12 protein-coding genes are annotated in these 15,881 nt (G+C 71.6%); 4 read left to right on the top strand and 8 right to left on the bottom strand.

Going from position 1 to position 15,881, the window contains the following annotated elements:
* Positions 1-2: 2 nt before the first annotated feature.
* A complete protein-coding gene (mptB, locus tag K336_RS13840; protein WP_051245331.1) occupies positions 3-1,607 on the bottom strand; it encodes a polyprenol phosphomannose-dependent alpha 1,6 mannosyltransferase MptB in 1,605 nt (534 codons plus the stop codon).
* Between the two features lie 162 nt (positions 1,608-1,769).
* On the opposite strand from mptB, the gene K336_RS13845 reads away from it, so the two are divergent.
* From K336_RS13845 to K336_RS16745, 4 genes are all read left to right on the top strand, one after another.
* Positions 1,770-3,692 carry a 2-oxoacid:acceptor oxidoreductase subunit alpha gene (locus tag K336_RS13845; protein ID WP_051245332.1) on the top strand — a complete coding sequence of 641 codons (1,923 nt, stop codon included), beginning with the start codon at positions 1,770-1,772 and terminating at the stop codon, positions 3,690-3,692.
* Positions 3,689-4,795, top strand: coding sequence for a 2-oxoacid:ferredoxin oxidoreductase subunit beta (locus K336_RS0102570; protein ID WP_028706207.1), 1,107 nt, complete (start codon positions 3,689-3,691; stop codon positions 4,793-4,795). The genes K336_RS13845 and K336_RS0102570 overlap by 4 nt, the downstream gene beginning before the upstream one ends.
* Positions 4,796-4,828: 33 nt before the next feature.
* Positions 4,829-6,784, top strand: coding sequence for a M13 family metallopeptidase (locus K336_RS0102575; protein ID WP_028706208.1), 1,956 nt, complete (start codon positions 4,829-4,831; stop codon positions 6,782-6,784).
* 91 nt (positions 6,785-6,875) lie between these two features.
* Complete coding sequence (locus K336_RS16745) at positions 6,876-7,775, top strand: DUF805 domain-containing protein (RefSeq protein ID WP_051245333.1); 900 nt, start codon at positions 6,876-6,878, stop codon at positions 7,773-7,775.
* A gap of 68 nt (positions 7,776-7,843) precedes the next feature.
* Here K336_RS16745 and K336_RS0102585 read toward each other — a convergent pair whose 3' ends face one another.
* The 7 genes from K336_RS0102585 to nuoN form a co-directional block, all read right to left on the bottom strand.
* A complete protein-coding gene (locus K336_RS0102585) occupies positions 7,844-9,217 on the bottom strand; it encodes an MFS transporter (protein WP_028706209.1) in 1,374 nt (457 codons plus the stop codon).
* A gap of 249 nt (positions 9,218-9,466) precedes the next feature.
* A complete protein-coding gene (locus K336_RS0102590; protein ID WP_051245334.1) occupies positions 9,467-10,450 on the bottom strand; it encodes a transketolase family protein in 984 nt (327 codons plus the stop codon).
* Positions 10,447-11,310 (bottom strand): transketolase, encoded by an 864-nt coding sequence (locus tag K336_RS0102595; RefSeq protein ID WP_028706211.1) that lies wholly within the window; start codon positions 11,308-11,310, stop codon positions 10,447-10,449. The genes K336_RS0102590 and K336_RS0102595 overlap by 4 nt, the downstream gene beginning before the upstream one ends.
* 21 nt (positions 11,311-11,331) lie before the next feature.
* Positions 11,332-12,105 (bottom strand): SDR family NAD(P)-dependent oxidoreductase, encoded by a 774-nt coding sequence (locus K336_RS0102600; protein WP_021798349.1) that lies wholly within the window; start codon positions 12,103-12,105, stop codon positions 11,332-11,334.
* 466 nt (positions 12,106-12,571) lie between these two features.
* Positions 12,572-13,228: a GntR family transcriptional regulator gene (locus K336_RS0102605; RefSeq protein ID WP_028706212.1), complete on the bottom strand. Its 657-nt coding sequence runs from the start codon at positions 13,226-13,228 to the stop codon at positions 12,572-12,574.
* A 109-nt stretch (positions 13,229-13,337) separates the two neighbouring features.
* Entirely contained in the window at positions 13,338-14,315 is a 978-nt protein-coding gene (locus tag K336_RS0102610; RefSeq protein WP_028706213.1) for a polyprenyl synthetase family protein, read from the bottom strand.
* Positions 14,316-14,327: 12 nt separating this feature from the next.
* A complete protein-coding gene (gene nuoN / locus K336_RS0102615; protein WP_021797413.1) occupies positions 14,328-15,881 on the bottom strand; it encodes an NADH-quinone oxidoreductase subunit NuoN in 1,554 nt (517 codons plus the stop codon).

Consider the following 15,881-nt stretch of genomic DNA (forward strand, 5'->3'; position numbering starts at 1 on the left):
CCTCAGCGGGCCGGGTCGGCCTCGGTCACCACCAGGTGCGCCGCGGTCTCAGGCAGGTGGCTGGGCACCCTCACCGAGGAGATGTGCGACCACGTCATGAAGAGGAAGGCGATGACGGCGGCGATCGAGATCGCCAGGCCGTTGTTGCGCAGGCTCATGTCGACGGCGTCGTAGCCGAGCAGGGCGAAGTTCACCCAGATCGCGATCGAGACCTGACGCGAGCTGGGGCGCGCCAACGGCAGTGTCAGTCCTCCCCAGAGCATGTACCAGGAGTGCAGGGCAGGGCTGGTCATGGCGGCGATGAGATAGCCCCACGAGACGAAGGTGGCGGGTCTGCGTCGGGCCACCGTGAGAGCGGCGACGGCCAGCAGCACGATGCCGAGGCCCACGAAGACGGTGTGGCTGACGTCGACCGCGGTGCGTCCGGTCGTCACGCCGACCAGGCGCAGGCCGAGCCGGACGAGCTCGCCGACGATCGTCGAGGGGGCGGGCGAGTTCGAGCTGCCGGGCACGCTCACCGCGTTGTACCAGCCGAAGTCGAGGCCGGTCAGGAGGCTGATGCCGGCGAAGACGCCGATCGCGACGAGCATCGAGACGAGGATGCGCGAGACCGTGACGAGGCCCTCGCGCAGGCCCCGCCCCGACCAGCGGCGGGCCAGCATCGGCACGACGTAGGCGGCCAGGAGGGCCGGCTGCTTGATGGCGGCGCCGACGCCGCAGGCCGCCGCGCCGAGCAGCCACCACCAGCCGCCGTCGGCCCAGCCGCGACGCCTGGTCTGCGGTGTGCGCCGGCGCGGCGGCACGGTGGCGAGCCACAGGCCGAGGACGACCAGGCCCATCATGAGCGCGTCGTTGTGGCCCCCGCCCACGAAGTCGATGATGAACAGCGGGTTGAGGGTGCCGAACCAGGCGGTGAAGGCCGGGTCGATGTGCAGCCGCAGCGAGATGCGCGGCAGGCAGACGCAGATGAGGACGACGCCGACGAGGGCCGGGACGCGCTGGGCGACGGCCGACCAGTACGGGTCGAACCCGAAGACGTGCAGCAGCAGGTGCGAGAGCTGCATCGACAGCGGCCCGTACGGGCTCGGGGTGTCGCGCCAGACCCATGAGACCTGGTCGGCGAAGGCGCCGGGCAGGACCCCGGGCCCCGAGTAGTACGGGTTGATGCCGTTGTGCACGAGCCAGCCCTGCGCCGCGTACGAGTAGGCGTCGTGGCTGAAGATGGGCGGGGCGAGCAGGAACGGGAACGACCAGATGGCGAGCACGGCCCAGTGCTTGACGTGCCGGTAGACCTGCGGGCCGCGGCGGGTTCGGGCCTGGGCCGAGCGCAGCGGCCGCAGCGAGAACCAGGCGCTCATCACCAGCAGGAGGCCCGCCATCGTCACGACGGTGCCGACGAGCTTCGACAGCGAGCCCTCCAGGCGCAGGGACGCGAGCATCCGCCACCACGGCGAACTGCGCGGCAGGTAGGCCGGGCTCAGCGCCCCGACGGCGATGAGCGCGGTGCCGTAGAAGCCGCGTCGGACGGGGCCCGCGCGGGCGGCCGCGGCGAGATCGGCGCCGAGGCGCCGCGCTGGGGCGAACGCGCCCGGGGCCGCGGAAGACATGCCCTCAGCGTAGCGTTCCGCCCCGTCGGGGCACGGGGGCGAACCGTCCGACGCCCCTACCGCGGAAAGTGCGTCGCCACTACCGTGGAAGATGCGCGGCAGGCCGTCGTCCCCGCGGAGGAGGCCACGGACGACGACGCGCCGGGGCAGTGAGGACCAGACATGAGCACCGATCGCACGAGCGCCCCGACCCGACGGATCGACCGCGTCGTCATCCGCTTCGCGGGCGACTCGGGCGACGGCGTGCAACTGACCGGCGGGCGCTTCGGCACGGACTCGGCGGAACTGGGCAACGACATCGCGACCCTGCCCAGCTACCCGTCCGAGATCCGCGCCCCGCAGGGCACGGTCGCCGGCGTCAGCAGCTTCCAGATCCAGTTCGCGGACCGCGAAGTCACGTCCCCGGGCGAGCACCTCGACGCGCTCGTCGCCATGAATGCCGCAGCGCTGCGGGCCAACGTCGCCGACGTGAGGCGCGACGGACTCGTCATCGTGGACGACCACGGTTTCGGCGCCCGCGACCTGCGCCGGGCCGGTTACCGGGACGACCCCCTCGAAGACGGCTCACTGGACGCCCTCCGGGTCATCCGCGTGGACATGACCGCGCTGACCATCGCAGCCGTCGAGCCCCTCGGCCTGGGCCGCAAGGACGCCCGGCGCTGCCGCGCCATGTTCGCGCTGGGCCTCGTCAGCTGGTTGTACTCGCGTCCGGTCGACGAGACCGTCTCCTGGCTCGACCGCCGGTTCGCGGACAGACCCGCCCTCCGTGACGCCGACATCGCGGCCCTGCGCGCCGGTGCGAACTACGGCGAGACCGCCGAGCTGTTCGCGGTGCGCTACGAGGTGGCGCCGGCGCCGCTGCGGAGCGGGCGCTACCGTCAGATCACAGGGAACACCGCCACCGCCTACGGACTCATGGTCGGGGCCCACCGCGCGGGGCTGCGGCTGTTCGTCGGCTCGTACCCGATCACCCCGGCCTCCGAGCTGCTGCACGAGTTGAGCCGGCAGGCCTCGCACGGGGTCATCACCTTCCAGGCCGAGGATGAGATCGCCGGCGTCGGCGCGGCCCTCGGCGCGAGTTTCGGCGGTTCGCTGGGCGTCACCACCACCTCGGGCCCGGGCTTCGCGCTGAAGCAGGAGATGATCAACCTCGCCGTCATGATCGAGCTGCCGCTCGTCATCGTCGACGTCCAGCGGGCCGGCCCGTCGACCGGCATGCCCACCAAGACCGAGCAGGGCGACCTGCTGCAGGCCATGTGGGGCCGCAACGGCGAGTCGCCGCTGCCGGTCGTGGCCGCCGCCTCGCCCTCGGACTGCTTCGACGTGGCCGTGACGGCCTGCCGCATGGCGGTCGAGTACCGCACGCCCGTCGTCATGCTGTCCGACGCCCTCCTCGCCAACGGCGCCGAGCCGTGGCTCCTGCCCGACCTGTCGGAGATCCCGCCGATCGACTCCCACTTGGCCACCGGGCCCAACGGCACCGACGACAGGGGCGAGCCGGTCCACCTGCCGTACCGGCGCGATCCGCGGACGCTGGCCCGCGACTGGGCGGTGCCCGGCACGCCGGGCGCCGAGCACCGGCTGGGAGGGCTCGAGAAGTCGATCGAGGCCGGCACCGTCACCTACTCCCCCCTCAACCACGAGCAGATGGTCCGCACGAGGGCGCGGCGCATCGCCGGCATCCCGGTGCCCGACGTCGAGGTGGACGACCCGAGCGGCGGTGCCAGGGTGCTCGTCGTCGGCTGGGGCTCGGCGTGGGGCTCGATCACCGCCGCCGTGCAGCGGCTGCGCGCGGCGGGCGCGGACATCGCCCGGGTGCAGGTGCGCACGCTGAACCCGCTGCCCGCCAACCTCGGCCGGGTGCTGCGCGGCTACGAGCGGGTCGTCGTCCCCGAGGCGAACCTCGGCCAGTTCGCGACGATCCTGCGCGCCCGATACCTCGTCGACGCGCGCAGTGTCACGCAGGTGCGCGGGCAGCCGCTCGGCCTGGACGAGCTGACCGACCGCCTGGCCCGGCAGATCGACGGGCTCGACGACCCGGCGGGGGCCGTCGACGGGGAGAGCACCGAGGAGGACCATCGATGAGCGGCGCCGCACGGCAGCGGACCACGACGAGACCGGCGGGCGCGCGCCCGGGCCCCGACGGCCTGGCGGGGGTGCCGCGGGCCGTCGAACCGACCAGTCGCACCGATTTCGCCTCCGACGAGGAGGTGCGCTGGTGCCCCGGGTGCGGCGACCACGCGATCCTGTCGGCCCTCCAGTCGGTGCTGCCGCGGCTCGGGGTCAGACGCGAGAACACGGTCGTCATCTCAGGCATCGGCTGCTCCAGCCGCCTGCCCTACTACATGAACTGCTACGGCATGCACACGATCCACGGACGCGCCCCCACGCTGGCCACGGGTCTGGCCATCACGCGCGAGGACCTGGCTGTCTTCGTCGTGACCGGCGACGGAGACGCCCTGTCGATCGGTGCGAATCATCTCGTGCACGCGCTGCGCCGCAACGTGAACCTCACGATCCTGCTCCTCAACAACCGTATCTACGGGCTGACGAAGGGCCAGTACTCCCCCACCTCGCCGGTCGGCACGGTGACGAAGTCGAGCCCGGACGGCTCGCCCGATGCCCCGCTCGACCCGGTGAGCCTGGCGCTCGGGGCCGGGGCCACCTTCGTGGCGCGGACCATGGACTGCGACCGGTCGACCCTGGCGGCGGTGCTCGAGTCGGCGGCGCGGCACCGCGGGGCGTCCCTCGTGGAGATCTACCAGAACTGCGTGGTCTTCAACGACGGGGCTCATGCGGCGCTGCGCGGACCGGGGAGCGTCGAGGCGCTCATCCCGTTGCGGCCCGGTGAGCCGATCCGCTTCGGCCACGACGACCACTTGGGGGTCGTCGCCGACGGGAACGGCGGGGTCCGGGTCGCGGAGGTCGCCGAGACGGGCCCCGGCGCCGTGCTCGTCCACGACCCGACCCTCGACGACCCGAGCCGGGCCTTCGCGCTGAGCCGTCTCACGACGTCCGGGGCGACGGGACGAACGGCGATGGGGATCTTCCGCGACGTGGCGCGCCCCGCCCACGACGACCGGGTCCGCGAGCGGATCCGTCGGGCCCGGGCGACCCGCGCCGGCGAGCCGGACGACGACGAGGCCCTCGCCCGGCTCATCGCCGGCACTGACAGCTGGCTGCTGTGAGGGACGGGCCGTCGACGGGTACCCTTGCTCCCCGTGACTGAACCGGCATTCCACTTCGAGGACTTCGACCGGGACGTGCCCGCCGTCCAGGACCTGTTCCGCCATGTCAACGGGACCTGGCTGGCCACCGCCGAGATCCCCGCCGACCGCGGCTCCTGGGGCGCCTTCGACAAGCTCCGGGAGGACTCCGAGAGGGCCGTCCGCGAGATCATCGAGGCCCAGTCGGCCGACGCCGACCCCGCGAGCGACGAGGGCCGCATCGCCGGCCTCTACGCGTCGTTCATGGACGAGGACGCCGTCGAGGCCGCCGGCACCGCCCCCCTGGCCCCCGTCCTCGAACGCATCGACGCCATCGACTCCGTCGAGGACCTGGCCCGGTTCTGGGGCTGGAGCGCGCGCCACGGCATCGACGTGCCGCTCGACCTCGACAACGACTCCGACCCGGGCGACCCCGACCGCTACCTCATGTTCGTCGGCCAGTCCGGCATCGGCCTGCCCGACGAGGAGTACTACCGCCTCGACGAGCACGCCGCACTGCGCGAGGCCTACCGCGCGCACATCGCCACCAGCCTCGCCCTGGCCGGCGTCGCGGAGCCCGAGGCGCAGGCCGAGGCGGCCTACGGGCTCGAGCGCGAGATCGCCGCCTGCCACTGGGACAAGGTCCGCACCCGTGACATGGTCGAGATGTACCACCTCCAGACCTGGGAGCAGTTCTGCTCCGAGAGCCCGGCCCTGTGCTGGGACGCCTTCCTCGAGGGCGCCCGGCTGCCCGCCTCCTCGGTCGCCGAGGTCGTGAACTGCAACCGCACCGTCCCGACCGCCATCGCCGCGCTGGCCGTGCCCGAACGCCTCGACGACTGGCGCAGCTGGGCCCGCTGGCAGGTCGTCAACGCCCTCACCCCCTACCTCACGCGCGAGCTGGTGACCGCCGGCTTCGACTTCTACTCGAGGACCCTGCGCGGCGTTCCCACCCAGCGGCCGCGCTGGAAGCGCGGCGTCGCGCTCACCGAGGGCGTCCTCGGCGAGGCCCTCGGCCGCCGCTACGTCACCGAGCACTTCCCTCCCGAGACGAAGACCGCCGCCGACCGTCTCGTCGCCAACCTCCTCGAGGCCTACCGCGTCTCGATCGGCGAACTCGACTGGATGACCGAGGCCACCCGGACCGAGGCCCTCGACAAGCTGAGCCGCTTCCGCGCCAAGATCGGCTACCCGTCCCGCTGGCGCGACTACTCGGCGCTCGAGATCCGCCCCGACGATCTCGTCGGCAATGTGCTGCGCGCCTGGTCCTTCGGGTTCGACCACACCATCGAGCAGCTCTCCGGCCCGGTCGACCGCGAGGAGTGGCTCATGTACCCGCAGACGGTCAACGCCTACTACCACCCGCTGCGCAACGAGATCGTCTTCCCGGCCGCCATCCTCCAGCCGCCCTTCTTCAACCCGGCGGCCGACGACGCGGTGAACTACGGCGGCATCGGCGCGGTGATCGGCCACGAGATCGGGCACGGCTTCGACGACCAGGGCTCCACCTGCGATGGCGAGGGCCGCCTGCGCGACTGGTGGACGGACGAGGACCGCGAGGCCTTCCGGGCCCGCACCGGCGCGCTCGTCGCCCAGTACGACGCGCTGTCGCCCGCGGGCGTCGACGACGTCCACGTCAACGGCGAGCTGACACTCGGCGAGAACATCGGCGATCTCGGCGGCCTGACCATCGCCCACCGGGCCTGGCTCCTCTCCACCGGGGGCGTCGAGCCCGAGCCGATCGACGGTCTCACCGGCGCCCAGCGGTTCTTCCTCGGCTGGGCCCAGGTGTGGCAGGACCTCTCGCGCCCCGAGCAGCTGCGCCAGCGACTGGCCACCGACCCGCACGCGCCCGACGAGATCCGCTGCAACCAGGTGGCGCGCAACGTCGACGCCTTCCACGAGGCCTTCGGCACGACTCCCGGGGACGGCATGTGGCTCGACCCCGAGGAGCGTGTCCGCATCTGGTGAGGGCCGGGGGCACGATCTGGACACCCGTGGACCTGGCCCCGCCCTCCGTGCCATACTGTCGGGTCAGCCCTCACGACGGACAGGAGAGTCCATGAGTTTCACCGAATCGGTCACGATCTGTTTGACCAAGAAGTACGCGGACTTCAACGGACGCGCCAGCCGCAGCGAGTACTGGTGGTTCTTCGCCTTCTACATGGGCATCCTCACCATCCTCTTCACCCTCGCCTGGGTCACCTTCAGCGCCAGCGTCGCGGCGAGCCGCTACGGCGAGCCCTCCGGGTTCTCCGCCCTGCTCTTCGTGCTCTTTTTCATCGTCTTCCTGGCGGGCGTCGTCCCGTTCCTGGCCGCGGGGGCCCGCCGCCTGCACGACACCGGCAAGCCGGCCACCTACCTGCTCTTCTACCTGCTCGGCGGCCTCGCCGGCATCGGCGGCATCGTCCTGATCATCCTGTGCGCCATGGAGCCCAACCGCGGCCCGAACGTCTACGGCCCCGACCCGCTCGGTCCCGCCGGTCAGGCCGCCGGACTGCCCAATCCGTACGCACAGCCCTACGGCTCCACCCAGCCCTACGCGCAGCCCCAGGCCCAGCAGTTCGGGGGTGCCCCGACGGCCCAGCCCGCCGGCAACCCGTACGCCCAGCCCTACGGCTACAGCTCCGCCCCGGCGGACGCCCAGCCCGCCGGCAACCCGTACGCCCAGCCCTACGGCTACGGCTCCGCCCCGGCGGACGCCCAGCCCACGAGCGGCCCCTACACGGCCCCGGCCTCGAACCAGCCCCCGGCCCAGCCGACCGGCAACCCCTACGCCGCCCCGGCCCAGCCCTACGGCTCCGCCCCGGCGGACGCCCAGCCCGCGGGCAACCCCTACGCCGCCCCGGAGAGCCAGCCGTCCCCGGCCGCGACCGATCAGCCCTGTCAGGACCAGACCGGCTCCACCGCCCCCGAGGGCGATCGGAACGGCAATGGCGCCACTGGCAACGGCACCGTCTGACCGCACGACCGGCATCGCACGCGGTGGGCCCGGCGCATGCGCCGGGCCCACCGCGTGCACTCGGGCGCCTACACCGCGACCGCGGTCTCGGCTGCTGCGCGCCTGCGCACGGCCTCGCGCCGCTGCGGTCCCCAGGTCTCGCGGGTGGCGAGGGCCGAGACGAGACCGATGACGCCGTAGATGACGATGAGCAGGGCCGGGCCCCTCCAGTCGAGGGCCTCGAAGAGGGCGGTGCAGAAGAAGGGCGTGAAGCCCGACACGACGGCCGAGAACTGGTAGGCCAGCGAGACGCCGGCCGAACGCCGCTCCGGCGGATAGAGCTCGGAGAACCAGGCGCCCTGAATGCCGGCCATGCCGTTCTGGCAGACGCAGTAACTGACGACCATGCAGCCGAACAGGACGGCGAAGGAGCTCACCTGCACGAGGCGGAACAGCGGGAAGCCCCAGGCGATGACGACGACCGACAGCATGATGTAGAGGCCGCGCCGCCCGACCCGGTCGGACAGGGCGCCCCAGCCCACCGTGGCGAACAGGCCGATGGCCGCCGCGATGAGCAGGGCCGGCAGGGTGCGGCCCGCGTTCTGGGGCGCGTGCATCTTCACGTAGGACAGCACATAGGTGATCGACACGGCGTAGGTGGCGGTCTCGGCGATCCGCAGACCCATGGCCTTGAGGAAGTTCCGCCAGTCGTTGCGCAGCGAGGCGCCAATGGGATTCTTCTCGATGTGCCCCTCCTGCTTGACCTCCTCGAACTCGGGGGACTCGGAGACGTGGGTGCGGATAACGATGCCGACGACGATGAGGATCGCGCTGAGCAGGAAGGGGACGCGCCAGGCCCAGGTGCCGGGCAGCCTCGTGGAGGCCTGGAAGGCGATCGTCGACAGCAGCAGGCCGAACGGGAAGCCCGCCTGCGTGATGCCGGTCAGGAGGCCCTTGCGGCACCACGGGGCGTGCTCGTAGGTCATGAGGATGGCGCCGCCCCACTCCCCTCCGAAGGCCAGGCCCTGGATGATGCGCACGACGAGCAGGAGGATCGGGGCGAGGATGCCCACGCTGTGGTAGGTCGGCAGGCAGCCGATGGCGACCGTCGCGCCGCCCATGAGGAGCAGCGAGGCGATGAGGATCGGCTTGCGTCCGATGCGGTCGCCGAGGTGACCGGCGATGATGCCGCCGATGGGACGCACGGCGAAGCCGATGCCCAGGGTGGCGAAGGAGGCCAACAGGCCGATGACGGGGCTGACCGCCGGGAAGAAGGCCTCGTTGAGGTACAGCGACGCCGCCGTGCCGAAACCGATGAAGTCATAGGTCTCGACGGTGGCTCCGACGCTCGACCCGATGGCGACCTTGTACTTCTCCGGCGTCCCGTGGACGGGCGTGCCGTGCCCGGCGAGCTCGGCGAGCTCATCCTGGACTGCAGAGGTCGGTTCCTGTGCAGTGCTCATGGTGCTCCAGAAGAGTCTGAGAGGGCGCGCGGCGCCCTCTCGGTGATTGATCGGGCGGGACGCATCCGGTGCGTTCCGCTGCCCGCCGGACCGGATCGCCCTCGATCCGGTCGTGCGGGACGACGGCGGGGGTCTTCATCGCTCCCCCACCGCCGCTGGCGGTACCAGCGAACCCGCCGCACCGCCGCCGGCGGTGCGGGGAAGACCTCCGGGGTCCTCCCCGCACCGGGCCCCGACGGGGCGCTCGGCTCAGGCCAGCAGACCCTTGACGCGCTCGACGATCTTCGCCGTGCTCACGCCGTACCGGTCGTACAGGGTGGGCAGGGCGCCGGCGTCGAGGAATTCGTCGGGCAGGGCCACCGGGTGGATCCGCTTCGTGACGCCCCTCGTCGCCATGGCCTCGGCCACGGCGCCGAAGAGACCGCCGATGACGGTGTGGTTCTCGGCCGTGAGCACGAGCCGGTCCTCGGCGATCTCGGCGAGGACGGTCTCGGTGTCGAACGGCTTGAGGGTCGGGCAGTGCAGCACGGAGACGTCGATGCCGTCACCGGCGAGCTCCTTGGCCGCGTCGAGCGCGCGCTCGGTCATGAGGCCGGTCGACACGATGAGCACCTCGTTTCCGGGGCGGACGACCTTGGCCCTGCCCAGCTCGAAGGCGTAGTCGTACTCGTCGAGGACGACCGGCACCCTGCCGCGCAGCACCCGCATGTAGGTCGGGCCGTCGTACGCGACCAGCTGCGGGGTGGCCTGGACGATGTCGATCGCGTCGCAGGGGTCGACGATCGTCATGTTCGGCATGCCGCGCAGGATCGCGATGTCCTCGGTGGCCTGGTGGGACGGGCCGTAACCGGTGGTCAGACCGGGCAGGGCGCACACCATGTTGACGTTCAGGTTGCGCTCGGCGACATCGAGGCAGATGAAGTCGTAGGCGCGGCGGGTGGCGAACACCGAGTAGGTCGAGGCGAAGGGGATGAAGCCCTCCTGGGCGAGGCCGGTCGCCGCGCCGACCAGGGCCATCTCGGCCATGCCGACCTGGTAGAAGCGGTCGGGCATCGCGTCGCGGAAGACGTGCAGGTCGGTGTACTTGGCCAGGTCGGCGGACAGTCCGACGAGACGCTCGTCGGACTCGGCGACCTCGAGCAGGGCGTGGCCGAGCGGGGCGACCATGGTGCGCTGACCCTCGCGGGCGATGTCGGCGCTCATCGCGCCGGAGACGAGTTTCTTGGGGCTCATAGTCCGTATGCCTCCTTGAGATGCTGCTGTGCGACGGCCCACTCCTGCGGAGCGACCCTCATGAAGTGGAGCTTCTCGCGGGTCTCGAGGAAGTCCACGCCCTTCGCGAGCCTGGTGTCGACGACGAGGCAGCGCGGCCTGTCGTTGTCGACGCCGTGGCGGAGCTCCTCGAGGAGCTCGACGACCCTGCCCAGGTCATTGCCGTCGCATCGACGGGTCTCCCAGCCGAAGGCCCGGAAGCGCCCGTCGATGGACTCGGTGCCCATGATCTCCTGGCTCCTGCCGTCGGCCTGCTGGTTGTTGAAGTCGACGATCGCGATGAGGTTGTCGAGCCTGAAGTGGGCCGCGGTCTGCGCGGCCTCCCAGGTGGAGCCCTCGTCGAGCTCGCCGTCGGACAGGACGTTGTAGCAGACGTTCCCGGTGTTGCCCTTGCGCTTGAGACCGAGGGCGATGCCGTTGGCGATGACCAGGCCGTGGCCGAGGGAGCCGCCGGAGATCTCGACACCGGGGGTGTACGAGGCCATGGCCGACATCGGCAGGCGGGAGTCGTCGGTGGCGTAGGTGTCCAGCTCGTCCTCGGGGATCATGCCGATCTCGACGAGCGCGGCGTAGATCGCCAGACCGTAGTGGCCCATCGAGACGAGCACGCGGTCGCGGTCCTCCCACTCGGGGTTCCTCGGGTCGATCCTGGCCTGGTCGACGTACAGCGCGGCAAGCACGTCCGACAGGCCGAGGGCCTGGCCGATGTAGCCCTCGCCCTGCACCTCGGCCTCGCGCAGTGCGTTGCGGCGGATGCGGTAGGCCGCCATGCGGAGCGTCTCGAGGCGCTCCGGCGTGATCGGTTCGCGGTTGGTTGTCATTGTCACTCCTCCTCGGACGCGTCAGGCGATGTAGGCGCCGCCGTTGATCGACTGGGTCGTTCCCGTGACGTAGCCGGCGTCCTCGCTGGACAGCCAGACGTACATGTTGGCGATGTCGCGGCCGGTGCCCTGGCGCCTCATCGGGATGGTCGCGGTGAGCCTCTCCTCGTCCTCGGCGCTGTTGCCGGCGCGGATGTCGGTGGCGACGACGGCCGGGCAGATGGCGTTGACGGTGATGCCCTGCGGGGCCATCTCGCGGGCCAGCGAGCGGGTCAGGCCGAGCACGCCGGCCTTGGCCGCCGAGTACGGGGTCTTGCTGAAGACGCCGCCGCCCTGCTGGGCGGAGACGGAGCTCATGTTGACGATGCGGCCGTAGCCGCCGTCGATCATGGCGGGCAGGAAGGCCTGGCAGGTGTTGAAGACGCCGGTCAGGTTGACGGCGATGACCCTGTCCCACAGCTGCGGGGTGACCTCGAGGAAGGGCACCGGGGAGGGGATGCCGGCAACGTTGGCCAGGGCCCCCACCGGAGGAAGATCGGATGCCGCGATCCGCTTGGCGGTGTCGAAGACCTGCTCGCGGTTCGTGACGTCCACCGCGTAGGCGGCGACCTGGGCGCCGGTGTCCTCCGCGATGGTCTCGGCCGCGCTCGTGACGCCCTCCCCGTTCATGTCGAGGACGACGACCGCCCAGCCCTCCTCTGCGTAGCGCTGGGCGGTCGCATGGCCGATGCCGTGGGGCGAGGCGGCGCCCGTCACCACCGCCGTTCGAGGGCCAACACCAGTTCCGAGTCCCATGTCTGGATCTCCTCACGTCGTTGTGATATCCGACAATCAACTGTTTTCTGTCGACTGTTGACATAAACGATAAGGCGGTCCCTCCCCCGCCGTCAAGCACTCCGGGGCACGAAGAAGGGGGATCCGCACAAGGCGGCCGAGGCTGCGTCGGACGGGATGGCTGCGCGGGCGGGCCCGATGCGGGCGTCTGCGGCGATGTCGGCGGTGGCGGGGAATCCGCGGGCGCGCGGGCGGACCTGACCTGGTCGGCTCGCTGACGGTCGTCTGCTCGAGGGAATCAGCGGGCGGGCCAGACACCGCAGCAGCCCTGGGAATCGTCATGAAGGAGAAATCCGCGGGCGGGCGCCCGGCCATCGACCGGCACCGGACGGCAGCCGGGGGAACCGGCGGGCGGGGCGCGACGCCCCACCGGCCCTGGCGCCCCCACCCGCGCGACGGGAGGCGGGCCCAGCGACGGACCCGGGGCTCAGGCGCCCATGCGGGAGACCCAGAAGGAGCCGGCCCTGCTCATGTGGTCGGCGAAGGCCCTGATGATCCCGTCCTCGCCGCCGGAGCGCAGCATCCTCACGAGCGGCTCGTGATGGGCGCGGGTGACGATGACGGGGATGTCGGCGCCCTCGTTCATGGCGCCGGCGACGATGACGATGCGCATCTGGTCCTGGAGCTCGAGCCACTTGGCGAGCAGGAGCCCGTTGCCGGACAGCTCGCACAGCCTGCGGTGGAAGGCCAAGTCCTGCTCGACGGCCTCGGACAGGTCACTCGGGTCCTCCGCGGGAAGGGCCTCGGCGAGCGCATCGGCCTTCGCCTCGCGGTCCGTGCTGCGCGCCAGACGCACGGCGGCGCCGCACTCGAGGAAGGAGCGCACCTCGTACAGCTCGGTGACCTCAGTGGCGTCGAACGAGCGGACGACGAGGCGCCCGTGCGAGGCCGACTCGGCCAGCCCGGCCTGCTCGAGGGCGCGCAGCGCCTCCCGGACCGTGCCGCGGCTGACGGAGAACTGCGACGCCAGCTCGGTCTCGTTGAGGTGCTCCCCCACCGTCAGCTGACCGTCGAGGATCGCCTCGCGCAACTGGTCGAGCACCTGCGTCCGCAGGTTCACGCGTCGCACGGCAGTGATGCTCATGACACACCCTTCGGTTGCTCGGTGCGGGGCGGCGCCCCGTCTGCTGGATCAGGGGCCGAGTGTACGCCGGGGACGACCTTGTCCCCCGCATTCCGGGCCTCGGCCCTGCTCAGACGGAGCGGCTCACGACCTCGTCGCACAGCCGGTCGAGGGCGCGGCGCGCCGGTCCGGCCGGCAGGATGGACAGCTCGGCGCGGGCGAGCTCGGCGCGGCGCTCGATCTCCGCCCGGGCCTCGCCGATGACGTGGCTGGCCCGCAGTGCGGCGAGGGCGCGGGCGAGCTCGGCGTCGTCGCCCAGCCCCGTGCGGATGAGGGCCGTGAGCTCGGCGTCGGCCGGGTCGTCGCTGGCGGCGAGCATGAGGGTGGGCAGCGTCAGGACGCCCTCCCGCAGGTCCGTGCCGGGCGTCTTGCCGGTCTCGTCGCTCGTGATGTCGATGAGGTCGTCGGCCAGCTGGAAGACCACGCCGATCCGCATGCCGTAGCGCCCGATCGCGTCGACGACCCTCCGGTCGGCGCCGGAGACCATGGCGCCGAACAGCGCCGAGGTGCGGATGAGGGCGCCGGTCTTGCCCTCGATGACGCGCAGGTAGTGCTCCATCGGGTCGACGCCGGGCCGGGGGCCCTTCATCTCGCCGATCTGGCCGGCGACGAGCTCGGCGAAGGTCTCGGCCTGGAGCCGCACGTAGTCGGTGCCGAGATGGGTGACCTCGGTGGACGCCCGGGCGAAGAGCCAGTCGCCGACCATGATGGCCGTCGAGTTGCCGAAGGCCGCGTTGGCGCTGGGCACCCCGCGGCGCAGGTCCGCCTCGTCCATGACGTCGTCGTGGTAGAGCGAGGCGACGTGGGTCAGCTCGATGACGACGGCCGCGCGCACCACGTCGGCGAGCTCGGCCCGGGGGCCCAGGTGGCTGGCGACCGCCACGAGCATCGGGCGGAAGCGCTTGCCGCCGGCCCGGATCACATGATCCGCGGCCTCAGCCAGGAAAGGATTGTCGGCCCCGAGAGCCACCTGTCCGAGCCGGTGCTCGATGGCGGCGAGCTGCTCGTCGATGGCCCCGGCGAAGGCGTCGTCCTCGGCCTGGCTCACGGTCGTCTCCTATCAGCGCAGGAATCCTGCTGCGCTCGTGAAAAGGTCGAGCACGAAACCGGGTGCAAGACCAAGGACAAGCGTACCGACGGCACCAACAGCGATCACCGTCCAGGTCGGCGTCCCGGCCTTGACGACGTCGACGGACCCGTCGGGCTCGTCGAAGTACATGACCTTGACCAGCCGGAAGTAGAAGGCCGCGGTGACCAGCGACATGACGACCGCCACCACGACGAGCCACGCGTAGCCGCCCTGCCAGCCGGCGCTGAAGGCCACCAGTTTGCCGACGAAGCCGCCGGTCATCGGGATGCCGGCCATCGACAGCAGGAAGAGCGTCATGATGGCGCCGAGCACGGGCTCGCGGCGTCCCAGGCCCGCCCAGGCCTCGAAGCCGGTGGCCTCGCCGCCGCTGCGGCGGACCATCGTGAGGACCGCGAAGGCGCCCATCGTCGCCAGGCCGTAGCCGGCCAGGTAGAACATGACGCCCGAGACCGAGCCGGAGCGCCCCTGCGCCAGTGCGGGACCGGCCATGGCGCCGACGACGGCGACGAGGATGAAGCCGGCGTGGGCGATCGAGGAGTAGGCCAGCAGGCGCTTGACGTCGGTCTGGGCCAGACCGACGAAACCGCCGAAGATCATCGTGCAGACGGCGATGACGGCGATGACGAGCTGCCAGTCCCAGCGCGCGCCGCCGAGGGCGACGAACAGCAGGCGCAGCAGGCCGCCGAAGGCCGCCAGCTTGGTGCACACGGCCATGAAGGCGGTGACCGGGGTGGGGGCTCCGGTGTAGACGTCGGGCACCCACGAGTGGAAGGGCACGGCGCCGATCTTGAACAGGACCCCCGCCGTCGTGAGCGCCAGACCGGCCATGAGCAGGGTCTGGGACTCGATGCCGAGCGTGACGCCCGCGTCGATGTCGGCGAAGGTGAAGGATCCGCAGAAGCCGTACAGCAGGGCCGCGCCGAACAGGAAGAGCGCGCTGGACATGGCCCCCAGCAGGAAGTACTTGAGGGCCGCCTCCTGCGAGAGCAGGCGCCGGCGCCGGGCCAGGCCGCACATGACGTACAGCGGCAGCGAGAGGATCTCGAGGGCGACGAACATCGTGAGGAGGTCGTTGGCGGCCGGGAAGACGAGCATGCCGAACAGCGACAGCTCGAGCAGGGCGAAGACCTCGGTGTTCTCCTGGCGGGCGGCGATGGCCTCGTGCTCGGCGCGGGAGCCGGGCACCGTGTGCGCCTGGGCGGCGAAGGAGCTCGTCCCCCCGCAGACGCGCCGCTCGCCGTACAGGAGCGTCGCGCCGAGCCCGAAGACGAGCATCATCGCCCACACGACGCGGGTGGGGCCGTCGACGCTCAGGCTGCCCTCCACGGCCGCACCGGGGACGTCCGACCAGCCGGCGCAGACGAGGGCGAGGGCGACGAGCTGGGCCAGCAGGGCCAGGCCGAACTGCGTGTCGAAGCGCCGGGTGCGGGGCACGAGGGCCTCGACGAGCACGGCGCACAGCACCCCGCACAGCATGACGAGCAGCGGGGCGATGAGCCCGTACTCGATCGTGGGACTTGTCAT

The sequence above is a fragment of the Propionibacterium acidifaciens DSM 21887 genome (assembly GCF_000426605.1).
GTDB lineage: Bacteria > Actinomycetota > Actinomycetes > Propionibacteriales > Propionibacteriaceae > Propionibacterium > Propionibacterium acidifaciens.